At 37.5% G+C, this 24054-nt stretch carries 20 protein-coding genes, 1 tRNA gene and 1 other RNA gene; 5 read left to right on the top strand and 17 right to left on the bottom strand.

Translation table 11 applies throughout. From position 1 onward, the window contains the following. Positions 1-24 precede the first annotated feature (24 nt). The gene (gene trkA, locus PYS62_RS03805) at positions 25-1407 is read left to right on the top strand and encodes a Trk system potassium transporter TrkA (RefSeq protein WP_066714321.1); all 1383 of its coding nucleotides are present in this window, start codon (positions 25-27) and stop codon (positions 1405-1407) included. Continuing rightward, positions 1404-2858 (top strand): TrkH family potassium uptake protein, encoded by a 1455-nt coding sequence (locus tag PYS62_RS03800; protein WP_066714326.1) that lies wholly within the window; start codon positions 1404-1406, stop codon positions 2856-2858. Before trkA ends, PYS62_RS03800 begins: the two co-directional genes overlap by 4 nt. A gap of 8 nt (positions 2859-2866) precedes the next feature. Here the strand turns inward: PYS62_RS03800 and PYS62_RS03795 are convergent, their stop codons facing one another. From PYS62_RS03795 to PYS62_RS03770, 6 genes are all read right to left on the bottom strand, one after another. Further along, on the bottom strand, positions 2867-4621 hold the full coding sequence (locus tag PYS62_RS03795) for an ABC transporter ATP-binding protein (protein ID WP_066714328.1): 1755 nt from the start codon (positions 4619-4621) through the stop codon (positions 2867-2869). Then, the gene (locus PYS62_RS03790) at positions 4608-6371 is read right to left on the bottom strand and encodes an ABC transporter ATP-binding protein (protein ID WP_066714329.1); all 1764 of its coding nucleotides are present in this window, start codon (positions 6369-6371) and stop codon (positions 4608-4610) included. Before PYS62_RS03790 ends, PYS62_RS03795 begins: the two co-directional genes overlap by 14 nt. A 142-nt stretch (positions 6372-6513) precedes the next feature. Then, complete coding sequence (locus tag PYS62_RS03785; RefSeq protein ID WP_066714331.1) at positions 6514-7437, bottom strand: MetQ/NlpA family ABC transporter substrate-binding protein; 924 nt, start codon at positions 7435-7437, stop codon at positions 6514-6516. A gap of 31 nt (positions 7438-7468) precedes the next feature. Next, a complete protein-coding gene (locus PYS62_RS03780; protein ID WP_066714333.1) occupies positions 7469-8134 on the bottom strand; it encodes a methionine ABC transporter permease in 666 nt (221 codons plus the stop codon). Next, positions 8127-9143, bottom strand: a complete 1017-nt coding sequence (locus tag PYS62_RS03775) for a methionine ABC transporter ATP-binding protein (protein WP_082714346.1) — start codon at positions 9141-9143, stop codon at positions 8127-8129. Before PYS62_RS03775 ends, PYS62_RS03780 begins: the two co-directional genes overlap by 8 nt. A gap of 97 nt (positions 9144-9240) precedes the next feature. Next, complete coding sequence (locus PYS62_RS03770) at positions 9241-9936, bottom strand: MBL fold metallo-hydrolase (protein ID WP_066714335.1); 696 nt, start codon at positions 9934-9936, stop codon at positions 9241-9243. A 363-nt stretch (positions 9937-10299) separates the two neighbouring features. Here PYS62_RS03770 and PYS62_RS03765 point away from each other — a divergent pair, with 363 nt between their 5' ends. Further along, entirely contained in the window at positions 10300-11358 is a 1059-nt protein-coding gene (locus tag PYS62_RS03765) for an NAD(P)-dependent alcohol dehydrogenase (protein ID WP_066714337.1), read from the top strand. Between the two features lie 60 nt (positions 11359-11418). Here the strand turns inward: PYS62_RS03765 and PYS62_RS03760 are convergent, their stop codons facing one another. The 11 genes from PYS62_RS03760 to metK form a co-directional block, all read right to left on the bottom strand. Further along, positions 11419-11766: a hypothetical protein gene (locus tag PYS62_RS03760; RefSeq protein ID WP_066714338.1), complete on the bottom strand. Its 348-nt coding sequence runs from the start codon at positions 11764-11766 to the stop codon at positions 11419-11421. Positions 11767-11786: 20 nt separating this feature from the next. Beyond that, entirely contained in the window at positions 11787-13055 is a 1269-nt protein-coding gene (locus tag PYS62_RS03755; RefSeq protein WP_082714347.1) for a DUF1576 domain-containing protein, read from the bottom strand. A 91-nt stretch (positions 13056-13146) separates the two neighbouring features. Further along, a tRNA-Arg gene (locus tag PYS62_RS03750) sits at positions 13147-13220 on the bottom strand. Between the two features lie 95 nt (positions 13221-13315). Next, complete coding sequence (locus PYS62_RS03745) at positions 13316-14947, bottom strand: hypothetical protein (protein WP_066714341.1); 1632 nt, start codon at positions 14945-14947, stop codon at positions 13316-13318. Positions 14948-15073: 126 nt separating this feature from the next. Next, entirely contained in the window at positions 15074-16000 is a 927-nt protein-coding gene (rlmB, locus tag PYS62_RS03740; protein ID WP_066714343.1) for a 23S rRNA (guanosine(2251)-2'-O)-methyltransferase RlmB, read from the bottom strand. Between the two features lies 1 nt (position 16001). Then, positions 16002-16421, bottom strand: a complete 420-nt coding sequence (locus PYS62_RS03735) for a ribonuclease III domain-containing protein (RefSeq protein ID WP_066714345.1) — start codon at positions 16419-16421, stop codon at positions 16002-16004. A gap of 2 nt (positions 16422-16423) precedes the next feature. Next, a complete protein-coding gene (cysS, locus tag PYS62_RS03730) occupies positions 16424-17944 on the bottom strand; it encodes a cysteine--tRNA ligase (protein ID WP_066714346.1) in 1521 nt (506 codons plus the stop codon). Between the two features lie 29 nt (positions 17945-17973). After that, positions 17974-18159, bottom strand: a non-coding RNA gene (gene ssrS / locus PYS62_RS03725) — 6S RNA. A 25-nt stretch (positions 18160-18184) separates the two neighbouring features. Further along, positions 18185-19285: an aldose epimerase family protein gene (locus PYS62_RS03720; protein WP_315574151.1), complete on the bottom strand. Its 1101-nt coding sequence runs from the start codon at positions 19283-19285 to the stop codon at positions 18185-18187. A gap of 51 nt (positions 19286-19336) precedes the next feature. Next, complete coding sequence (locus PYS62_RS03715) at positions 19337-20161, bottom strand: ComF family protein (protein ID WP_066714350.1); 825 nt, start codon at positions 20159-20161, stop codon at positions 19337-19339. 115 nt (positions 20162-20276) lie between these two features. Further along, on the bottom strand, positions 20277-21476 hold the full coding sequence (gene metK / locus PYS62_RS03710; protein WP_066714352.1) for a methionine adenosyltransferase: 1200 nt from the start codon (positions 21474-21476) through the stop codon (positions 20277-20279). Positions 21477-21638: 162 nt separating this feature from the next. Between metK and PYS62_RS03705 the strand changes: the two genes are divergently transcribed. Next, complete coding sequence (locus PYS62_RS03705; protein WP_066714354.1) at positions 21639-22658, top strand: hypothetical protein; 1020 nt, start codon at positions 21639-21641, stop codon at positions 22656-22658. 16 nt (positions 22659-22674) lie between these two features. Beyond that, positions 22675-23952 (top strand): CpaF family protein, encoded by a 1278-nt coding sequence (locus PYS62_RS03700; RefSeq protein ID WP_066714356.1) that lies wholly within the window; start codon positions 22675-22677, stop codon positions 23950-23952. The last annotated feature ends 102 nt before the right edge of the window (positions 23953-24054 follow it).

Genomic DNA, 24054 nt, shown 5'->3' with positions numbered 1-24054 from the left:
TCTTTGTAATTAAAGGAAGATAATATGAAAATAATGATTGTTGGTGCAGGCAAAGTTGGCGAAACACTTTGCCAGGATTTAGCAGATGCTAATCACGATATAACCTTGATTGATCTCGATGAAGCTGTCATCAACGATATGATCAGTGAATTTGATATAACAGGCTATGTTGGTAATGGCGCTTTATACGACGTTCAACAAGATAGTAATGTAGCAGAAACAGATATTTTTATCGCTGTTACCCCAAAAGATGAAACCAATTTAATTGCTGCTTTGACAGCTAAGTCATTGGGTGCCAAGAAAGCAATTGCCCGTGTCCGTGACCCTAACTATACTAAGCAAATCAACTTTTTGCGTTCTAAACTAGGCATTGATATGATTATCAATCCTGAATTGCAGGCAGCTAGAGATATTGCTGGTAACCTGCAATTTCCGCAAGCTAGCAATGTTGAACAATTCGCTCACGACCGTGGCTATTTACTCAATTTGAAATTACCAGCAAACAGTCAGTTAATCGGTCAAAACATGATCACTGTCCGTAATAAATTTAAGAGCGTGATTGTTCTAGCAATTGAGCGGCAATCTGGCGAAGTGCTCATTCCTTTTGGCCAGACTGAGATTTTGGAAGGCGACCGCACCTATGTTACTGGTGATATTAAAGAATTAAACAGTTTTTATGCCTATGTCGGTTATAGCCGAAAGAAAATTAAAAACGCTTTGATCATCGGTGGTGGCAAGATTACAAAATACTTAATTCCTCGCCTGCAAAGAGGTAATATTTCGCCAAAAGTTATTGAAGTTAATGAAGATATTGCTAATGAACTCTGTCAAGATTTTCCAAATGTGACAATCATTAACGATGATGGTACCAACCAAAAAGTCTTGGATGCTGAGCAACTCCAAGATTATGATGCAAGTATCGCTTTGACAGGTATCGACGAAGAAAACTTGTTGATCAGTCTGTATGCTGCTAGGGAAAAAGTTCCAAAGGTAATTTCAAAAGTCAATCGTATAAATTTGCTATCTTTACTATATGATGAAGATAAGGCAGAATTTTCTCAACATTCTGTAATTACGCCGCGTTTGTTAGTTGCTGATAAAATTATTCGGTTCGTCCGTGCTTATGGTAACGCTAGTGGTTCTAACGTTGATGCCCTCTATCGTCTCTGCAACGATAAAGTTGAAGTTTTACAATTTAACGTTAAAGCGACTGCTCACTGCATAAATATACCACTAGCTAATTTGACATTAAAAGATAATATCTTAATTGCCTATATCATTCGTGATAATCGCTTAATTTTCCCTTCAGGTCAAGATCTTATCAAAGAAAACGACCGTGTCTTAATTGTTACTACACATAAAAACTTTGATGATGTCGACGATATTCTCAAGGAGGCTGACGTATGAATCATGGCATGATCAAATTGATGATCAGCCGCATGTTGCTGATTCTAGCCGCTTTACTCTGTGTTCCTGTATTAGTAGCTTGGATCTATGCAGAAGAAGCAAAAGTTTTTATCAGCTTTGCAATCACAAAAAGCTTGTGCTTAATCTTAAGCTTTTTGTTAGGTTTCAAGCGTCCCAACATGAAAGAGATTTACGCCAAGGAAGGCTACATTATCTGTGCTATGTCATGGTTTATCATGTCAGCTATCGGAGCTCTGCCATTTTTTTTGAGTGGCTATGTGCCTAATTTTATGGATGCAATGTTTGAAACAGCAAGTGGTTTTACCACAACTGGTTCTAGTGTTATCCCCAATATTGAGCTTCTACCCCATAGCTTAATTTTTTGGCGTAGTTTCACGCACTTAATTGGTGGTATGGGTGTACTGGTCTTCGTCATTGCCATCATGCCAAATGCAGCTAGCAATTCAGCTAATGTGAACGTACTAAAAGCTGAAATTCCTGGTCCTGTTTTTGGTAAGCTTTTGCCTAAAGTCAAAGATATGACGCGTACCTTATATACTATTTATCTCTGCATGACCATGTTAGTCGTCATTCTTCTTTGGCTTGGTCACATGCCTTTATTCGATGCCTTTGTCCATGCATTTGGTATCGCTGGTACTGGTGGTATGAGTAGTAAAATGGCAAGCATTGGTGCTTACCATTCTGTATATATTGAGTATGTTGTTGCGATCAGTTTGGTCTTTTTCGGCATGAACTTTAACCTTTATTACCTCTTATTGATGAAGCAATTTAAGCTATTTTTCAAAAATGAAGAGCTACGCTGGTATATATTTATCATTTCAGCAGCTACCTTGTTGATCACTTGGAGTATTCTACCAATGTCACAAAATTTTGCCGAAGCTCTCCGCAATGCCTTCTTTACCACAAGTTCACTGATGACAACCGCCGGTTTCTGTACAGTCGACTACAATAAGTGGCCTGCTTTTTCGCATGTGATTATCACGATCATTTCTATCTTTGGCGCTTCGGCTGGTTCAACAGCTGGCGGCTTAAAAATCTATCGTGTAGCTGTCTTATTCAAATCTGTTAAAGCTGAAATAATTAGAACTCTCTCGCCTAACCGCGTCTATTTTATTCAGATGGATAACAAAGCTCTTTCCAAAGACACTGTGCGTGGTATGCATGCCTATTTCGCCGTTTACATGTTTATTTTTGGCTTAATTGTCCTCTTAGTCAGTCTTGACAGCCCAGACTTCACAACGGCCTTTAGTGCAACAGTGGCCACTTTTAACAACATCGGTCCTGGTTTAGGCGCAGTTGGTCCAACTGGCAGTTTTGCCTTTTATAATAACTTCTCTAAATTTGTCCTAACTTTCTCAATGATTGCTGGACGTTTGGAAATTTTGCCAGTGCTACTTTGCTTTAGACCTAAGACTTGGAAACGTGGTTAATTTTGGCATTAAGCCATTTCTAATTTGCCAGTATACAAATCATGGTAAGTTCCGTGCTTGTTCAACAGCTCAGCGTGTGTACCTTGTTCTACTACCTGACCATGATCAAGCACGATTATTTGTTCACAGTTTTTAACCGTTGATAAACGATGAGCAATTATGAATACCGTTTTGCCTTGCATGAGATTATCTAAGCCCATCTGTACCAAACGTTCTGTCCTTAAGTCGATGTTAGATGTCGCCTCATCCAAAATTAAAATTGGTGTTTTAGCAAGCATAGCTCTAGCAATGGCCAATAATTGCGCCTGACCTTCAGATATTTCACTCATATCGCCGCTAATTATCGTGTCATAGCCATTTGGGAGATGACTTATAAAGCTATCTGCCATAGCTAACCTAGCAGCCTGTACCACTTCAGCATCAGAAGCTAATAAATTACCATAACGAATATTCTCGCGAATACTACCACTAAACAAATTTGTATCTTGCAAAACAATGCTTAGTGAACTTCTAAGTGCTGATTTTTTGAATTGCTTAATATCAATTCCGCCATAAAATATAGAAGCAGCAGGCACTTCATAGAAGCGATTAAGTAGATTAGTAATAGTTGTTTTGCCCGCACCAGTTGCACCGACAAAGGCAATTTTGTGACCAGCTTTGGCCGTTAGATTCAAGTTATGTAGAACTGGTTTACCAGAAATATAAGCAAAACAAAGATTACGTAATTCAATTGTTGCATTTTCAGGTAATTTTTCTAACTTTCCCTGATCAACTTCAGGTTCGATGGCTAATGTGTTAAAGATGCGCTCTGCCCCAGCCAAAGCCAGCATAATTGTGTTAAACAATTGCGCTAATTCCATAAACGGTGTGGTAAAGCTGCGCGATAAATTCAAATAGGCAGCTAAACTACCAATACTGAGACTGCTAATTTGCTTTGTGATTAGTAAGCAGCCAATAATTGCAGTTATGATAAATTGCAAATCACCTAAATTACGAATAATTGGTCTAATTGTCTGACTGGAAGCTGTAGCTTTTATCTCACAGGTATTAAGATAATTATTAACTTGTGTAAATTTAGCTAAAGAAGCTTTTTCATGATTAAACGTTTTAATCACCCGTAAGCCTGCAAATTGCTCCTCAATTAGGCCTGTCAAATCTGCCAAAGCCGCTTGTCTCACGCTAAAATATTTGGAACTCCAAGCGCCAATATATCGACTCACAAAAAACATAATTAGCACGAAGCCAAGTGAAATAGCTGTCAAAATTGGGCTCATGCTAAACATAATACACACAGTTATTAACACCTGTATACTATTCAGAAAAAGCGACGAAATTGCCTGCGTATAAAAAGACTGTATATTCTCAATATCATTCGAATAGAGGCTCATAATGTTGCCACTAGGATTTTTATCAAAATAAGCTAACGGCAAGGCCTGCATGTGCTTAAATAATGTCAGACGCAAAGCTTTTTGAATTTTGAGGCCGCATATGATTAACAGCTTGTTATACCAATAGTTGGCAATTGCACCAGCTAAAAATAAACTCGCTAAATAAGCTATGAACTTGTAAAAGTTGGTAAAGTCTAACGACTTAGCTTGAATCATTGGCAAAATGTAATTATCAAGCATGATCTTTAAAGCATACGAAACAGCAATTAAGGCAAAATTACTGACAATGACGCAAAAGATAGCTACAAGTAATTTTAACTTATGGTCCTGCCACAAATAGGCAAATAGACGTTTTAATACACTAAGCTTGGCCATTAGCATCCTCCTTATTCACTGTTTCTAACTCGTACAAATCTTGAAATATTTGATTGCTTTTTAATAAATTAGTTGGCGTGTCAAAAGCATTGACCCTACCTGCCTGCAAAATCAGCACATAATCGCAATCTAAAAGCGGTTTTATTCGCTCTGAAATGACAATTGTACTCATGTAAGCCCGTAATTTACGTAAATTGAATTGAATTTTACTAGCTGTTTTACCATCAACGGCGCTAAGCGAATCATCCAAAATCAATAATTTGGGTTCTTTTAACAAGGCACGGGCAATACATAATCTCTGTTTCTGGCCACCGGATAAATTACTAGCACCCTTCAATAATTCATAGTCATATTGCTTATCCAAATCTTTTATAAATTCATCAGCGCAAGCTATTTTACATACTTCTCTTAGTTCTTCCACACTGGCATTTGCCTTGGCGAAGCGTAAATTTTCTGAAATTGTACCTTTAAATAGAATATTTCGTTGCAAAACAATGCTAATAGCCTGTCTTAAGCAACTAAGATCATAGTCCCGAGCATCATGCCCTCCTACAAGCACTTGACCTTCGCATACATCGTAAAGTCTGGGTAAAAGTTGAACAAGTGAACTTTTGCCGCTACCTGTAGCACCGATGATGCCCATACTTTGACCGCTAGCTAACTTGAAATTAACATCTTTTAAGACTAATTTCGCCTGCTCTTCATCATAAGAAAAAGCGACTTGTTTGAACTCAACACTAGCGTCTTTAACTGCTTTTAAGCCGTCTTTTGGTGATAGAAGCGAAATTTGAGTATCTAAAACCTCCATTGTTCTCGTTCTCGCTGCCTCTGAATGCAGATTGACCATAAAAATAAAGGCAAAGGAAAAGAACGACCAGACAACTTGCATGGTGTAAATCATGATACTTGTAAGTTCGCCAATTTGCATGCTACCAAACACCAAACTTCGGCCACCTAAATATATGACAAGTAAAACAGCTGCATATATAATTGACAAAACAAGCGGATTCCAATAATTAACTAATTTTTCGGCTCTATAGTTAATTTGGTATAAATTTTCAACTGTAGAAGCAAATTTGTCATATTCTGTATCTTCACGTACGAACGCCTTAACTACCCTTATGCCTGTCACATTCTCTTTAACATTATTGTTTAAGTCATCCATTGCCACAAATAAACGGCTAAACAAAGGATAGGCTTTAACTTCAATAAAAATTAAAATACAAATCATCAGCGGCAATAACGTAAAATAAGTCAAAGCAATTTGCCTGTTAATGTTATAGGTCATCAGCAAGGCTAAAATTAACATAAAAGGCATTTTAGTGAGCAATCTCAGATTAGTAATAAAAGAAAACTGAATAACTGATAAATCGTTGGTCAAACGTGTAACTAAGCTGGCACTAGAAAATTTATCATAGTTAGGGAAAGAAAAATTTAAGATCTGTTTGAATAAAGCTGTACGCAAATTAGCCGTCAGTTGTGAACCTGAATATGCTGACGTTAAACTGGCTAAAAGGCCAAAAAACAAGCTAGCAAACGACATAGCTAACAAATATAGCCCTTGCTGCATAATCGCTTTGCTGTCTGCTAACAAAACGCCTTGATCAATAATTTTGGCCATTTGGCGTGGAATTAAAATAGCAAACAAAAGCTCAGCATAACCACATAAAGGTGCTAAACAAGCTGCAAGCTTACCCTTACCTAAATAATTTAATAGCTTTTTATGATTTGCTAGATTGATCTTTTCCACATCCACCGTCCTAACTAAATTTCACCTAAAAATTATATGAATTTTTTAAGTATAACATTTTGCTTTAATAAAAGTAAAAAGCACCTGAACAAAGCTGTTCAAGTGCTCCATTGCCTAGATAAATCAACAAACAATAAAACTATTATTTATTTTCCAGCATCACAACTGATCCCTTGTATTTATCTGCAACAAATTTTTGCATTTCGGCACTACCTAATACTTCTACAAGTTGCTTGACGCCAGGTAAATCTTCATTGCCTTTTTTAACCGCAATAATGTTTGCAAAAGTATTGATTGACTTCTCTGAACCCTCTTTAATCAAGGCATCCTTAGCCACATTCAACTTAGCTTGTAAAGCATAGTTACCGTTAATTACGCCATAATCGACATCGGATAAGGCACGGGAAATTTGAGCAGCTTCCAATTCCTCAATCTTCAAGTTCTTAGGATTTTCAACAATATCCAACTTTGTTAAATTGAAATCATCTGTTGCCTTCAATTTGATTAAGCCAGCACTCTCCAACAAACGCAAAGCTCTACCTTCATTGGTTCCGTCATTAGGAATAGCAATTGAATCGCCCTCTTTGAGTTCATCTAAGCTCTTCTTGCGACCAGCGAACAAACCAAATGGCTCATAATGAATTTTCTTAACAGAGACTAAATGTGTACCATTTTTCTGGTTGAAATCGTCCATATATGGCTGATGTTGGAAATAATTTACATCAACTGAACCTTCCTCAGTTACCTGATTTGGTAAAACATAATCATCAAACACTTTAATATCCAACTTATATTTCGCATCTGAACGCAAATCAAGTAATGCTTGCGCATATTCCAAAATTTCAGCATGTGGTGTTGCACTAGCTGCAATTCTTAAAGTAACTGTCTTACCTTCTGTTTTGCTTTCTTCAGCTGTTTCAGTTGGACTTTTTTGAGTCTCTGAACTTGTTGATTTAGGTTCAGTAGTATTTTTTGTCTGCTCATTGGGAATACTTTTGCAGGCGACCAAACCTAGGCCCAAACTGAGAGCAAGGACATTTGTTAATAATTGTTTACTTTTCATCATTTATTCCTCCTTTTTTTTGATGACACATTAATTATTTTTGATTCCGTTTATCAATCCTCTTAGCTAGATAAAGACCAAACTCTTGGGCAATTTGTAAAATGCAAGCCAGAATCACAACAGTCAATACCATCAGCTTGTTATCGTAACGGCGATAACCATTATTGATTGCAACTGCACCCAAACCACCAGCACCACAGAAACCAGCCATAGCCGAATAACCAAGTATTGTCGTAACTGCTAAAGCTGCGCCAACCAATAATGATGGCTTTGCTTCGATTAACATCACTTTTGTAATAATCTGCCAGTTATTAGCACCCATCGCTTGTGCAGCTTCAATTAAACCAGCATCAACTTCCTGCAAAGAAGATTCAACCAAACGGGCAATGAATGGAAAAGCTGAAATGACCAAAGGCACTATCACACCTTTGAGACCAATTGTCGTTCCAACTAGCAAACGGGTAAATGGCATGATCCAAACCAACAAAATTAAGAATGGTACTGAGCGTAAGAAATTGGTTACTAAGCCAAGACTTTTATGCAAAGTTGGATTTGGCAAAATACCTTTTTCACTGCTAGTAACGAGAATTATTCCAAGTGGTAAGCCTATCACATACGCAATCAAACTTGAGATAAACGTCATTAATAGTGTCTCTAATAAACTGTCTAGCAATAATTGCACAATCTGTGTATTAGTCATGTTTACTCTCCTTCTTAAAATTAATTTCATGTTCAGTTAGCCAAGCACAAACTCTTTCTTCAATACTCCTATCGTTCGGAACTTGAATTAGCATCTGGCCATACACATTACCGTCTAAATTTTTGCTATCAGCCTGCAAAATTGATAACGGTGTCTTACAAGCTAGGATCAAATTGGCCAAAATTGGCTCTGTAGCAGCCTGTCCATCGAAGGTTAAGCGAATAACATTAGGACTTTCAATTCGTTGCACAAGTCCACCAAGTGGCATAATCAAGCGCTTAGCCACTTCTGATTGCGGTTTCATAAACACATCGCGCACATAGCCTAACTCCACAATTTTACTATTTTCCATCACAGCTACTCGTTCACAAGTCTTGCTAACTACTTCCATCTGATGCGTGATAATAACTAAAGTTATGCCTAATTGCTTCTGAATTGATTTTAAAAGCTTCAAAATTTGCTCAGTAGTACTTGGATCTAAAGCGCTTGTTGCTTCATCACAGAGCAAAACTAAGGGCTTGTTAGCTAAAGCTCTAGCAATCGCCACTCTTTGCTTCTGCCCACCTGAAAGTTGGTCTGGATAGGCATCTTTCTTATCAACAATCTGGACCAAATCTAATAATTCCAAGGCTCTTTTGCTTGCCACATCGCGTTTAACGCCGCTAATTTCAAGTGGAAAAATTACATTATCTAAAACTGTTCGTTGTGCTAAAAGATTGAAATTTTGGAAAATCATGCCAATCTCACGGCGAACCAATCTAAGTTCTTTCTTCGATAAAGTTGCTAAATCTTGACCTTTGAAAAATACTTGACCAGTCGTTGGTCTTTCTAAAAAGTTGAAGCAGCGAATCAAAGTGCTTTTGCCAGCGCCACTCAAACCGATAATACCAAAGCTCTCACCCTGCTTTATTTGCAAATTAATGTCTTGCAAGGCAATAGTTCCAGAAGCACCCTTAAATTCTTTTCTTAAATTTTTAGTTTCAATCAGATAGCTCATTTGTTCTTGCATGCTGACGCTCCTTACATAAATTACGAAATATGCTAAATTATGAAATACAGTACAGCTATGCAAAGCTATCTAAAATACAAGCTAATAATGAATTAACTCAGATATGCAAAATACCTGTCAAAAACAAGTTATTCTCGCACTCAAGCTCTAAAGTTGTACTGACTCCGTGCCCAGGAAAAACAGGCAGGTTTTGTGGTAAATGTTCTTCGGCAGCTAAGCTGCACATGTAATCCATGGTGCTTTTCATCATGGCTGCATTTCCACCTGGAAAATCAACACGACCAATCGAACCGGCAAACAAAGTGTCGCCAGTAAACAAACAGAGCGCACCCTCTGTCTTAGTGCTTAATAAATAACAGGCTGAACCTGGCGTATGACCAGGCGTATGTAAAAGCTTCAATTCCACCTCAGGTGCTAATTGAATTACTTCATTCGGGCTTAAAAGACGGTCAGGTGCATTAAAATTGACTTCATCGCCAAATAACCAACTTACATTGGTATCAGCATGCTGCATATGTTCAGCTTCATCTTTCTCAACACAGAGCTTAACGCTAGGAAATGCAGAACGCCAATTATCGCACTCTTTGATATGGTCATAATGACCGTGCGTAGCAAATAACAATCTTACCTTATCAGCTAAATTCTCCCAAATAGTAGGAGCCCAAGCTGGATCGATCACATAAGCTGCATCACTTAAATCAATGAGATAACTGTTGCAACTACTATCTTTGCCCTTTTGTTCATATACTTGGAGTAAAGGTGTTGAAACTGCTAACTTACAAAGCTGATACATTGTTCTACTTCCTTCCTCCAAAATGTCAGTCGATTATAGAAAATTTAAGCAAACTTGTCAAATTGACTTTTAAGTTTAATGCCAAACTTACAGACAAATTATACTACTTTTTTTGTCTAAATCATCATTTTATGCAATTAGTGAACCGCTATTTCAGCTAAAACCTAAGTTAATCTACAGAATTAGCCTCATTTCCGCTTGTTAAGTTTTATAAAGTCAAATTTACAACATTTAAAATTTAACAAATTCTAGTTGAACATAAAACACATTTTGATTTATTATAGCGCTATATAGCAATCAGTATTTATGTCATAATTTATGCAAATTGCTATATAACCACAATATTTGGGAGGTCGTTATTTTATGAAGGGTTTTGCCATGTTGGAGATTGGAAAGACCGGTTGGATTGAAAAGGATCGTCCTGTCTGCGGTCCTTTGGACGCGATTGTACGTCCTTTGGCTCTCTCGCCTTGCACGTCCGACACGCATACAGTTTGGGAGGGTGCACTTGGGCAACGGCATAACATGATTCTAGGACATGAAGCTTGTGGCGAAGTAGTTGAAGTTGGTAGTTTGGTTAAGGATTTTAAAGTTGGTGATAAGGTTTTGGTAGCAGCCATTACACCAGATTGGCATTCTTTAGCAGCCCAAGATGGTTATCCTATGCATTCTGGCGGAATGCTAGCAGGTTGGAAATTCTCTAATTTTAAGGATGGCGTTTTTGGTGAATATTTCCATGTTAATGATGCTGACGGCAACCTCGCATTAATTCCTGACGAAATTTCTGTCGAAGAAGCATGCATGTTATCAGATATGGTCCCAACTGGTTTCCACGGTGTTGAATTAGCCGATATTCAATTTGGTGATACTGTCTTGGTAATAGGTATTGGCCCAGTCGGTCTGATGTCTGTCGCTGGTGCTAACATGCGCGGGGCTAGTCGCATAATTTGCGTTGGTACACGTCAAGTTTGCCGTGATGTTGCAAGCTCTTATGGCGCAACAGATTTCATCAGCTATAAAGACGGTCCAATTGATGAGCAGGTTTTGGCTTTAACCAATGGCAAATTAGTTGATAAAGTCATCATTGCTGGTGGTGATTGTGACAGCTTCATCCCTGCTATCAACTGTTTAAAAGCCGGCGGCTGTGTTGGTAACGTCAACTATTTAGGTGATGGCGATTATGTGAAAATTCCACGCGTAACATGGGGTGTTGGTATGGGCCACAAAAAGATCGTCGGTGGCTTAATGCCAGGCGGTCGTTTACGTTTGGAAAAACTAGCCTCCCTAGTGCAACATCACAAGTTGGATGTTTCTCGTTTGATCACCCATCGTTTCCATGGCTTTGAACATGTTGAAGATGCTTTGATGCTAATGAAACAAAAGCCATCTAATTTAATTAAGCCCGTAGTTATTGTCGATTAAAGACAATCTATGAAATTAAATTTAATATAGCGGCTAAGTAAAACTTAGCCGCTATTTTTGTCAAGCAAGGTTATAGCGTTTCACCCATAAATAAAGTTTGCCCTGTACATAAGTTCCTTTAGCTTCATCTAAAGCTTTGCCTAATAAAGTATAGTTGTGCTGACTGCCATGATGAGCGCCTAAAAGACCATTGTAGTATTCTTCTAATTCATATTCTCTTGGCACATTAAGCTCCTTCAATAGCATCTTAAAATCAGCCGGTTCTGCTTCACACGGAACTGTAAAGGCCAAAGCCATCTCTTTATCATCCACTTTCAAATGCAATGATATATCAGTCAACTGGTGACCCATAAAATAAGTCAAAAACTCTTTAATAATCCGATTGACCTTATCTTTCTCACTAATCATTCGCTCTTCTCTCCTGTAAATTAATAGTCATTGTTATCGGCAATTAGTGTTTCAGCTAAAGGCACGACTAAGGCAGCTACAAAAGCTGATGTAAATCCATTGTTATACAAGCTCATCCCCAAGTGTAAATTAAGCACGATACTGGTTAGGTTAAAATGGATAAATCCAGCTATAATGCCTAAAAACCAACCATATTCGCCGGCAATTGGCGCTAGACCGGTTGAAAACAAAAGCGTCAATAAGTATTTTTGGCTAGCTATATTTTCCCCATGTAACAAAGCGGCAATTGTAACACCAATTGCAATACTCAAGCAATTCTTAGGATGCATACCAAAGGCTGAAAATCCAAGAATTGTAAACAATCCACCCAACAATGTACCGTTAAGTGGAAAATCTAAGGCTAAAATAAGACAGAAATAGATGCTAGTATTAATGCACATATTACACAAAGTTACACTGATTCCATAGCTGCTGATGAAATCACTCGGCGCCCTACCACCTGATTTCAACAATTGCTTTAATTCATGCATTTTTGACTTTTCGCAACCCAAAATTAATAAGCATAATAGACTTATAATCATGAACAGATAAATTTTGAGTTCTTTATGATAAGCTGAACTTAAAAACTGAGCAGGCGTAATTTCCAAATTAAAATAGCCAAAAAACGAAGTTATTAGCATAGCTAACATACCAGTGGTAAAACCAAAATTGAACAATGTGTAACCTTGATGAAAACGCACAAATGATTCTGATAGCGGCGCTGCACAAAAACCGATAATTAAGCCTAAAATCAAGCCACAAACTAGATTTAGCCAATTAAAGCCATGCACGAATATAACATAGCTAACTAACGGTGCCATGGCACAGGCAAACATACTGATGGCTGTATATAACTTAAACGAATGGCCTGCCCATTTAGCATATAGAGCTACACCCAAAATAATTGGTAAAATATTGAGCAAATTAGAGCCAAAAAAAGCGTGCCCCACAAACATCCCAATGGCTGCTATTTGTAAGCCGTATAAGCCGCTTCTTTCGTTACGTACCATCAAATAATAAGCTAAAAGAAAGTGTAAACCGACATTTATAAACGTTGCAGATAAACCAGCTATTTCAACAAAGTCATGTACAAGATAAGCTTGATTGGTCAACAGCTTATAAAAATCAGCTGGCAAATTCCTAGCATCAGGCATGCATAAGCCATAAATAAGTGTTGCTAACGCAAAGCCAAGCAAAACATGCTTTTTACACAAGTTCTTTAATGATTGGCGCATTTTGAAAATATCCATAATTGTTTCTCCTAATATGGGAGTTACATCAGTGTACCATATGCCATTAGATAAGCACAGAAAAAGGACCAAGTAACTTGGTCCTTAAGCATGCGCCCGGCAGAGATCGAATCCACAACCTTCTGATCCGTAGTCAGACACTCTATCCAGTTGAGCTACGAGCGCGTCAGCACTATCTATTATATTAAACTTACTTTTTTTGTCAAGGCTTTTTGTAAAAAAATTTATGTCGCTAAAATTAAGCACTGACAAAGCAATAATCAATTAACATAATGCAAATTAGCTAAATCAAAATCTTGTTGATACCACTCAATGTTGTAATACATTATATGAGTCAATCTGTCGCTAGCAGAGCTAACTCGCATATTAATACCGCTCTTACTCTGGTTATTGAAGTGCAATTCAATAATTGTCTTACCGAAAATCAGTTTATACTCAGACATAGCCAGACTAGGATTAGCTCGTAACAACTCTCCTCTTGTCATACCGATTTGAATTGGCGAATTAGTCTTGAACTTATTGCCACTTAACACCAAAAGATCAACGGCTAAATTATCCATAACCTGGTTACGACGCACAAAGCTGTAAGCCTCCATCCCAGTGCCATTAAAACTTACAAGATGTGAATAAATCTTATCAGCGCGATCTTCATATGAAATCTGAGGCTTGATAAGTCCGCTATAAACAGCTTCGTTATACAGCAATCGCTTAGGCTGAGCATCAAATTGGAATATTGATTTCATGTTATTCAAACTGATCGTATCGTGTAAATCAATCTGATGATCACTGTTTAAGCCTTGGATCTTCCAAGCCCCTTTTAAATTTTGCATAGGCAGATAGTCAACAACTACAATGCCGTTACTACGTCTCAACAATTGAACATAATGCCGATTTGCATGCATCTGCCAACGTATAAAATATTTAGGTGAAAAATGCAAGGAATTGAATGCTTTCACTTCTAATGCAACGTCATTAGAAACAGCTTCTGAACCACTTGTAGTTTCTTTCGCTTCTGACTCATCTGACATAGCTTCACTGTATGCGTTAGTTTTGGCAATACCATCCGACTTTTTTGGGAAAGAAATCAGCCACATATCAGGTCTTGCTTCTTCAATCTGCAAATTTTCAACACTTACATCAACGTTTTTACGATAATAATCAACATAAGCATCCGCCTGATTTAATCTAAACTCTTCATCATCTGGCAAATCAGTATATAGTACATTCGCTAGCAGATTACGGTCAGCATTATTTAGGCCCTCTGCGTACAAACGCGCGATATAATGTGGTTCAACCAAATCATTAATTAGTCGTTCATTCAACTCTAATTTTCCATCAATATACGGCAAAACAAGCAAAATCATCTTCTCTTGCTTATTTTCCTTTTCAGATTCTGGTTTAATCTCCGAAATTAAATTAAAGCACTTATATTTGTTGAACACGAGCAGGCTCGTACGACTATTTTCAAGCATCTCAAGTTGAATTGCTTTCGTCTCTGCAGCAGAAACTGGTTTGTAGCCGACAACTTTGCCTTTGCTTAACATGCGCAAAAAACCAACATATGACTTAAATAAGTCAAGTTCAGGTTTACCAGATTGTAGCTTCAATATTTCTTTATATGCTTCTTCTTCCTTACGTTCATCATTAATGGCCGTGATAATACAATCAACTATTTTCTTTTCATTCTTCTCGCTATCACTTAAACTTTCAACTTCCGTTGCAAGTGGCTTGGATGCAACTGCATCAGCACTTACCTGCACACTCTCACTAGGCTTCGTTTCACCATTAATATAACCAATATAATTAAGTAATGAAGATATAGCACCAAACAACATGAGCAGACTACCACCCACGATTAAAAACACTACTAAACGATCATACTTAGAATGCATTTTATCCTCATCAACAAATTTAGTTAACTATATTATATATGAACAAAGTTACAATATTTAGGCAAGTGAAGCAAAATGGCAGAAAATTCTAGCTGAGAACATAATTTAGTCTTATTCTTGCTAAAATTAGGCCTGAAATTGGCGTCTACGCTTAATTTCATAGCTCACAATAGCAGTTGCAACCGAAGCGTTAAGTGAATTTACATGGCCATACATGGGAATGCTCACACAAAAATCACAATTTGCTTTGACCGCTTGGCTAATACCATGACCTTCGTTTCCAATCACTATAGCTATCTTATCATTTTTAAGCTTCGTTAGAGTTTGACTTGTATAGAGATTCTCTCCCTCCATATCACAAGCTACAACCCAGTAACCATTCTCCTTCAACTTAAGTATGGCTTGACTAAGATTAACAACCTTACAACAATCAACATGCTCTATTGCACCTGCACTTGTCTTTGCTACTGTCATGTCCAAAGTACATGCTCTATGCTTTGGGACAATAACGCAACTTGCTTTAACGCAATCTGCCACACGCAGCACCGCGCCAAGATTATGTGGATCATTGATTTGATCTAGAATAATGACTAATTCCTCAGCTTTTTCAGTATCAGGCATATCATTTGCTCTAGCCAAAAGTTCGTTAAAATCCAAATAATCTTTAACTGCTACTTGCGCTACAATGCCTTGATGATTGCGCCCTGCTAATCTCTCCAGTGCCTTAGTATCAGTCTCAACAATTACAGCTCCAGTATCTTTAGCCTTAGCAATTAAACGTTGCAAGCCTATATCAAAATTTGAGTTTCGATTCAGCCAAATTTTTTCAATCGGTCTACCCGCATTCAAAGCTTCGTTGACAGCGTTTCTGCCCTTTAAGCGATCTGGCCTCTCTTCAACTTCTGGCTGTGCTTGCTCCAAATGCTCAGCCTGTGGACTTAAATCACGATTATTCGTATACTTTGAACTGTGAAAAAATTTACTCTTTTTCTGACGGGCAACCTTATCCTGCTTATTAAAATTTCTTCGTCTCTCATTATCCTGTTTATACATACTAGTTTTCGTCTACTTTCTTACTTAAATTAATTAATTCTGTGATACGCTCACTCCGACCATTCACATACAGATAGGCCAATAAGACCTCAAGTGCCGTGGCAGCCTGGTAATCCTCTAATGATTGATTTTTGGCATGGCTATGTGTTCTGAAATTCAAAGCCCGTTGCACAATTTTGGCTTCATCAGCCTGTAAAATAGCCTGATCCAAGTAATAATTTAACAACTTAGCTTGATATGACGCATTTACATACCCGATAGCCAACTTATGCAAGCGCAAATTACTCTTCGCTTCATTAAACAAACTGACACGGACATACAGTTCATAAATCGCATCGCCTAGCCAAGCTAACTTGGCATAATTAATCTCTCGACAATCAATCTGCCAATCTGATGCTAACAAAAGATTACCAACCTGCATTATTATTCACCAAGCTTAATCAATTGTGGTCCCTGCGCGGTATCTTTAATGCTATACCCAAGTTCCTTCAACTTGTCACGCAATTCATCAGCTAACGCATAATTTTTATTAGCACGTGCTGCCTGTCTTTGTTCTAACAAGTCCATCACTTCAGGCTTAATTTCCGAATCTGCAGCCGAAGCTTTGTTAATGCCTAACAACTTAACAAACAAATTCAAAGTTGCCAAAGCTAAAGCTAACAAATCATAATTGACTTGTTTAACTTGTTCCAAATAACAGTTGGTAGCATAAATCAAATTAAAAATTTCAGACATGGCCAAAGCTGTATTCAAATCATCAGCCAAGGCGTTCATATAAACGCACTGGCTCTGCTTGATTGCTTTATCAAGTACCGTGTCATCATATGCGCAATCTTTGAAATTCAATTCAGATTCAAATGACCAATCAAGTTGCTCTAATTCGGCTAATACATCTGACTCAGTCTTTTCAGCTAGATTTTGCTTTGAAAGTAAGAAGCGATAATTAGCCATGTTCTCATCGATACGTTGCAAAGCTTTTTCAGCAGATTGTAATATCGCTACACTAAAATTAATCGGACTACGATAATGCGCTGAGAGCATGAAATATCTGATCACACGATAATCAAACTTCTTAGACAGATCACGAATTGTCCAGAAATTGCCCAATGATTTGCTCATTTTGACATTATCAACATTGATATACGCATTGTGTAGCCAATAGTTAGCTAACAGCTTACCAGTATAAGCCATAGACTGGGCTACCTCATTTTCATGATGAGGGAAAATCAAGTCTTGACCACCGCAATGAATATCGATCTGTTCACCTAAGTGCTTATGAATCATTGCGCTGCACTCAATGTGCCATCCTGGACGACCTGCTCCAAACGGAGCCTCCCAAGCTGGCTCGCCTGGTTTTTGGAACTTCCACACTGCAAAATCAAAATCATCTTGCTTATCGCTCTGACTATCATGAATCAACGTACGCTGGCCACCAACTAAGTCATCAAGGTTATGACCAGATAAGCAACCATAGGACTTAAGTGATCTAACTTTGAAATATACACCCTCTTTGCCAACATAGGCATAACCTTTGTCGATTAATTTGCCGACCATATCGATGATCTGCGGTATAGTCTGGGTTGCACGTGGCTGAATATCAGCATCTTCTACATTCAAAGACTTGCTATCATGTTCATATTCATTGATAAAGCGTTCAGCAATATCAAGCATCTCGCAATTTTCTTTTTGTGAACGCTTGATTAACTTATCATCAATGTCAGTGAAATTCTGCATGTAGGTAACTTTATAACCAACAAATTCCAAGAAATGACGGAAGACATCAAATGTAATCATCGGTCTAGCGTTACCAATATGAATGAAATCATAAACAGTCGGACCACAAACATATATTTTGACTTCTCCAGCTTGTAAGGGCTTGAATTGTTCCTTGCGATTGCAATATGTATTGTGCAAATAAATCTTTGACTGCAAATCTGTTAGCATAAGTCACCTTATTCTCTTTTATTCTCTTAAAAAATACTAAATAAAAACCGAAGCTCATCTCTTTGACACCCTGCTATTAAAAACAAGGTGGGTGTTCTACGATGGCCTTAGGTCTTCCTAAACTAGTAGGCCTGACCATATTCCATACCGACGCGAACTCCCTTTTTAGTCGTGTAGGTACAAAAACAATGATACTTCGGTGTATTTAGTATAACACAAAAATTAACGAATTAAATCTAGCTAATTTGCCCTGAATGTAATTTCAGTTACAGTGTTATATTGATCGCCTGCTCTCAACTTTAGCGCTGGTAAATGCGAAAAACTCGGACTATTAGGGATAGCCTGACATTCAAAGCAAAAGGCTGTTTGTTTTGCATACTCCTCACCTGTATTTGTTTTGTCACAAGCTAAATAATTGGCTGTATAGAATTGGGCAGCAGCTTCTGTGCTACAAAAACTTAATTCAAAATTAGCTGGAACAAATTTAAAAACAGCCGGTTTAGCAAAATAGTGTCCACTTTTAGCATCATAATGCTGATAATCACGCTCTAAAATGAAATTATGATCATACCCACTTGCCTTAGTTGAATATAATGCTGCCAAACCTGCCTCTAAGGTTTGGCCTTTTCTAAAATCAAAAAGCGGAGCTTCTGAAACAGGTTTAACTTCACCTGTAACAAGCAAATTTTCATCTGTCGGCGTATAAAATTCGCTTGGCAAAGTAACTTGCAAGTTAGCCAAAGCCGCTTCTGCACTTAAATTATGTTGGTCAAGAAGTTCCTTGTTCCATAATTTGAAATAGCTGTGATTGGTTATATTGCAAAGCGTATCAACCGTTGAACTAAAATTATATTCAATTCTTAGGCGACATTTAGTTTCACAAGTTTGCAAAATGAACTTAATTTGTAAGCACTGATTTCCACCTGTTAACGTTTCTTCAGGTATAAACACATGCTCCAAGAGCAAGAAATCCTCACCTATTTCACGTAAAGCGAAGTCAAGCTCGCTAAAAGCAAAATTCGAGCTGTGTAAGCAATTAGCACCTTCATTAGCTTTTAGACTATATTTTTGACCAGACAAATAGTATTCAGCATTTTTCAAACGATTAGGAATTGGTCCTACAACTGCCCCCATATAAGCTGGATCAGCAATATAATTTTGCAAATTAGCATGATTTAGAACTAAATTAAGTGTTTTAGCCTCAGTTTTTTCACATGGCACAAGCCACTCTAATAGACGCGCCCCATAACTTAAAATAGCTAAGCTTTGTCCATGTGCTTTTAAGCGATATATCTCTGCTTTATGCTTGTTATCAAGATAAATTTCTGATCCGTTCACCATTTTGTCCCTCGCTTTCAATTTTTGTATTATAATCCAAAAAGTCGCTTAATATTAATTATGTCCGTCGATATAATGAACAATTTGCTCACTTAAGTTGCTGGAAAGTGCTAGGCATAGCACCCCGTAAGCTCCATTTGCTTGTAAAACCTGAACAGCTGTCATTAACGAAGCACCTGTTGAAATAACATCATCGATCAACAAAATATTTTTTCCACAAACGCTATTCTTATCTAAAACTGAAAAAGCAGATTTAACATTTTGCAAACGCTCGGCTCTATGCGCTAAACTACTTTGCCGACTAGTATTACGTATACGGCATAAACTTGTTTTACAAGGGAGATTCAAGGCCTTGGCACAATATTTAGCTAAGCATTCGGCTTGATCATAAGCTCTTTCTTTCTTACGTTCAGCATGTAATGGCACGTAACTTACATAATCTATTTTAGGCAAATCGTTATAAGATGGCCTTATTGTTCCTTGTTCCAACATTTTTTGATAACGCCAATAAGTTAGAGCTAACATATACCCAAACAATTTAGCTAAATAAGCTGCTTGGTGAAATTTATAACGCCTAACTAAAGTGCAAATCACATCACGATAATAGGTGCTTACTAAACAATTGCAGCTTAAATCATAAGTTCGCCAGGCTAACTGTAAAACATTACCCGTACACATACGCCAAGGAAGTGTGGCATAACAATTAGCACAAAAAGGTAACTGCATATTCTCTACTAACTGTCCACCATTAGAATTTATTGGTGCAGATAAGTTTGTGCAATTACGTAAATTACAAATATAACAAGTATCAGTTTGCCAATAGGAATTAGTGTATGATTTTAAGTTTTCTATAAATTTGCATAACTTCAAACTAGCCATCTTAACCTCCTGTCTTTAGTGTAGAGGCTAACTAACTAAAATATGCAAAGAAATTAATTCAAAAATTCAAAAATTCCCAGCTTACTAGAAGCTGGGGATATATTAATAATAACTACTATTGCAAAGCTGCTTGTAGAGCTGAAACTTTATCACAAACTTCCCATGGCAAGGAATTGTCTGTACGGCCAAAAGCACCATAGCAACTTGTCTGACTGTAAATTGGTCGACGCAAATTAAGGCCATTGATGATGCCATCTGGTGTCAAATCAAAAACTTTTTGGACAGCAGCAGATAACGCCTCATCACTATACTTTGAAGTACCATAACTATTAATTGTCACATCGAGTGGATGTGCTAAGCCGATGGCATAGGCCAAACGTACTTCTACTCTTTTAGCTAACTTAGCTTCTACAATATTCTTAGCAATGTAACGTGCAACATAAGCAGCAGAGCGATCAACTTTGGTTGGATCCTTACCGCTAAATGAACCGCCGCCATGTGAAATAACGCCACCGTAAGTATCAACAATAATCTTACGGCCAGTTAATCCAGAATCACCTGCTGGTCCACCAAGAACGAAGCGACCACTTGGATTGATGTAAATCTCGGTCTTATCATCAAATAATTCTGCTGGTAAGTTCGGTTCAATCAAGCTAGTAATAAGGGACTTACGGATAGTTACTAAATCAACATCTTCTGAATGTTGAGTTGAAACAACAATGCTATGAATATGAACTGGCTTATCATCCTCATATTCAACTGTCACCTGTGTCTTGCCATCAGGTCTTAACCAGCTATATACACCATCATGACGTAAAGCAGCTAGTTTGCGAGCTAACTTATGTGCTAAAACAATCGGCAAAGGCATCAATTCTGCTGTTTCATCAGAAGCATAACCAAACATCATGCCTTGGTCACCAGCACCTGTCAGTTTGCTATCTTTACGCTCATCAACACTACCAACTGTCTCACAACTATTAATTGCATGGCTAACACCAAAGCTAATATCTGGAGATTGCTCTTTGATAGCGGTAATGATAGCTACATTCTTAGCCTCGAAACCTAATTCAGGATGATTATAACCAATGCGATCAATTACATCGCGTGTAATTTGGTTAAAATCCACATAGCATTTTGTCGTTATTTCGCCTAACAGGACAACCAAGCCTGTGCTGACGCAAACTTCACATGCTACACGTGCTTGATTATCTTGTTCATAAATTTTATCTAAAATCGCATCAGCAATTTGATCACAAACTTTATCTGGATGGCCTTCTGTAACTGATTCAGAGGTCAAAAAAGATCTTCTTGCCATATTTACTCCTTCTGCATAGCTATATATTCATGAACTTATAGTATAGCACATTTTCCCCGCGAACTTGCGAATTTTTGAATTTTATTTCTCACTTGCTAAGCTGAAACTTAAATTAAACTTAAAACAGCTAGATAAGTTCTAGCTCCACTTTAGGAGGTATGTATGCAGCAAACTATTTACGTTTTAAATCGTTTTACTAAGAGAAAAAGTGATTATGCCAATATTTTAGTGACGAACTTACACGAATCCTATCCTATGTACAAGATCTCACTCTGCCCCAATTTCAGTAAATTTATGACATTAGCTAAACAAGCTGACACGTATAATAGTATTTTCATCTTCTGTCCAGAATATTTAGAAGAAGCAAATTTGAATGACTTAGAAGCTGAAATACAAACAAATAGTGTACGCTATTTAGCAATCCATGAATACACTGATTGCCTACACCTAACTAATGCTGAAGTTAAAGAACTTACTCCCCAAACCTACGCATTTATTGACGGTTTCAATTATTTAGTTTCATTAGCTAATTGGCCCAAAGATACGCTGATTCATAAATATTCAAGCTGGCAAACTATCCAAGCCAAATTAAACAGCTTGTTTAAGCAAACGAATAAGATTATGTTTAGCAGTTTCTTGAACTTTCCATATTCTCAAGCTATGAATAAAAGTCTGTTATCACTCTGCCAAGAATGTCAAAAAATTTCGGCTGCTTGTATCTATGTTCCATTGGTAGATCCACTTGAATATGCTGAAAAATTGCGTCCACTAACTAACGCCCAAGCTGCACGCAATGTCTGGCTTGATTATAGTTTTGCAGAAGCTAGTGAAATTGATTGGTCAAACTATTTACAAGCAACTAAGCTCAACAACACAACAATATTAAATAACACTATGCAAATTAGCAGCCACCCAAACTCCGAAGTTGACAAAGTCCATTGGCAAAATTTTTGGCAAAGTCTAACTAATTATTGCCAAGCTAATGCTTATCACCTCGTCTGTCAAATTGGTCTTCCTAACGAAGGCGCTAGTATAAGTTGCTTAAAACACACGCAAGAGATATATGTGCAATCCAAGCTCATAGACTCTAACTTGCATTATGGTAGTGCCTTCAACTGGGCTCATTGCCAGAGTCTACTTTCTAGTAACTGCAAAGTGAACATTATCGATTCGCTGAACTAAGAGATTGGAGCTTACTATGCAAATTAAAAATTTCTTCCAAACACTAATTCAAAACAGAAAGCAACATCACAAAGTTTATAATCAACAAGCTAATAACGAACAAGCTGTCGATGTCAATTGGCTAAAGCAGCGTATTAGGCAAGCTCTATATCAAGAAATTAAGCAAGTACACAGTTTGGATGGGCAATTGCTTTGGCAAAAAATCAATCAAGTGGCTAGCAAAATTTTTCTTGATTATCAATTAGATTTGCCAAAACAGAGACAAATTATTCAAGAGATTTACGACAAAATCAGAGGCTTTGATATTTTACAAGCCCTTATAAGCGATCCAAGTATTTCAGAAATCATGGTCAACCGCTATGATGAAATATTTTATGAATGCGGCGGTCAAATCTACCCTAGTGAGCTTAAATTTGACAGTAAAGAAGCCTATCGTGAGCTGTTAGATTATTGGTTTTCTAAGGCAAATCGGCCGTTGAACCATAGCTATCCAATTGCCGACTTACGTTTGCCAGATGGTTCACGTGCGCACGCTGTTATTCCACCTGCTTCACCAGATGGACCAATTCTCAATATCCGTAAATTCACCAATATCAAGCCTGACCGTAACTATTACATTCAAAAGAGGGGTATTCCAGAAAAATATATGGCTTTTTTGGAAGCGGCGGTAAAAGCTAAAAAGAGTATCTTTATCTGTGGTGGTACTGGTAGTGGCAAAACTACCCTTCTAAACATTCTGTCAGCTGCAATCCCTAGTTCTGAGCGTGTAATCACAATCGAAGATGCCTGTGAATTACAGTTACAAAACGTGCCTAATCTCGTGCGCCTAGAAGCCCAACGTGTGAACAATGATATGCAAACAGCTATCAACCTAAGCACCTTGATTAAAGCGGCTTTACGTATGCGACCAGATCGTTTGATTGTTGGTGAAGTTAGAGGTGAAGAAGCTGTAGATCTGTTAAATGCTATGAATACTGGTCATCCTGGTGCTTTATCAACTGGACATAGTAATTCCTGCCTCGACATGCTTTATCGCTTAAGCAATTTAATCTTTGCCCATAGCAAGATACCTTATGAGGCTATTCAAAAAACTTTAGCCGCATCTATCGACTATTTGGTGTTTATACAGCGTGAAGCTGATGGTTTTCGGCATGTCAGTAAAATCGAAAAATTAGTTGATTTTAGAGATAACGAATTCATCATGGAGACAATTTACAGTTATACAGCCGAAATGCAAAAACAAACCAAGCAAATTAATAACAAAAAAGTGGTTAATTGGCATGTAGCTGCTTAAATTAGAAAGGAATAAGCATATGGCTAATTTGAGACACATATACAAACACGTGATCTATTTTATATTAGATTTAAATTGGCAATTTCAAAAAAGTAAATTCGA

The organism is Amygdalobacter nucleatus (assembly GCF_029167365.1).
Classification (GTDB): domain Bacteria; phylum Bacillota; class Clostridia; order Saccharofermentanales; family Fastidiosipilaceae; genus Amygdalobacter; species Amygdalobacter nucleatus.
The sequence above is the reverse complement of the archived record's forward strand: the minus strand, read 5'-3'. Positions and strand labels throughout refer to the sequence as shown.

What these genes read in the sequence shown, in the direction of transcription:
- trkA (WP_066714321.1), top strand. Translation starts at nt 25, where the DNA reads ATGAAAATAATGATTGTTGGTGCAGGCAAAGTTGGCGAAACACTTTGC.
- PYS62_RS03800 (WP_066714326.1), top strand. Translation starts at nt 1,404, where the DNA reads ATGAATCATGGCATGATCAAATTGATGATCAGCCGCATGTTGCTGATT.
- PYS62_RS03795 (WP_066714328.1), bottom strand. Translation starts at nt 4,621, where the DNA reads ATGGCCAAGCTTAGTGTATTAAAACGTCTATTTGCCTATTTGTGGCAG.
- PYS62_RS03785 (WP_066714331.1), bottom strand. Translation starts at nt 7,437, where the DNA reads ATGATGAAAAGTAAACAATTATTAACAAATGTCCTTGCTCTCAGTTTG.
- PYS62_RS03780 (WP_066714333.1), bottom strand. Translation starts at nt 8,134, where the DNA reads ATGACTAATACACAGATTGTGCAATTATTGCTAGACAGTTTATTAGAG.
- PYS62_RS03775 (WP_082714346.1), bottom strand. Translation starts at nt 9,143, where the DNA reads ATGCAAGAACAAATGAGCTATCTGATTGAAACTAAAAATTTAAGAAAA.
- PYS62_RS03770 (WP_066714335.1), bottom strand. Translation starts at nt 9,936, where the DNA reads ATGTATCAGCTTTGTAAGTTAGCAGTTTCAACACCTTTACTCCAAGTA.
- PYS62_RS03765 (WP_066714337.1), top strand. Translation starts at nt 10,300, where the DNA reads ATGAAGGGTTTTGCCATGTTGGAGATTGGAAAGACCGGTTGGATTGAA.
- PYS62_RS03760 (WP_066714338.1), bottom strand. Translation starts at nt 11,766, where the DNA reads ATGATTAGTGAGAAAGATAAGGTCAATCGGATTATTAAAGAGTTTTTG.
- PYS62_RS03755 (WP_082714347.1), bottom strand. Translation starts at nt 13,055, where the DNA reads ATGGATATTTTCAAAATGCGCCAATCATTAAAGAACTTGTGTAAAAAG.
- PYS62_RS03745 (WP_066714341.1), bottom strand. Translation starts at nt 14,947, where the DNA reads ATGCATTCTAAGTATGATCGTTTAGTAGTGTTTTTAATCGTGGGTGGT.
- rlmB (WP_066714343.1), bottom strand. Translation starts at nt 16,000, where the DNA reads ATGTATAAACAGGATAATGAGAGACGAAGAAATTTTAATAAGCAGGAT.
- PYS62_RS03735 (WP_066714345.1), bottom strand. Translation starts at nt 16,421, where the DNA reads ATGCAGGTTGGTAATCTTTTGTTAGCATCAGATTGGCAGATTGATTGT.
- cysS (WP_066714346.1), bottom strand. Translation starts at nt 17,944, where the DNA reads ATGCTAACAGATTTGCAGTCAAAGATTTATTTGCACAATACATATTGC.
- PYS62_RS03720 (WP_315574151.1), bottom strand. Translation starts at nt 19,285, where the DNA reads ATGGTGAACGGATCAGAAATTTATCTTGATAACAAGCATAAAGCAGAG.
- PYS62_RS03715 (WP_066714350.1), bottom strand. Translation starts at nt 20,161, where the DNA reads ATGGCTAGTTTGAAGTTATGCAAATTTATAGAAAACTTAAAATCATAC.
- metK (WP_066714352.1), bottom strand. Translation starts at nt 21,476, where the DNA reads ATGGCAAGAAGATCTTTTTTGACCTCTGAATCAGTTACAGAAGGCCAT.
- PYS62_RS03705 (WP_066714354.1), top strand. Translation starts at nt 21,639, where the DNA reads ATGCAGCAAACTATTTACGTTTTAAATCGTTTTACTAAGAGAAAAAGT.
- PYS62_RS03700 (WP_066714356.1), top strand. Translation starts at nt 22,675, where the DNA reads ATGCAAATTAAAAATTTCTTCCAAACACTAATTCAAAACAGAAAGCAA.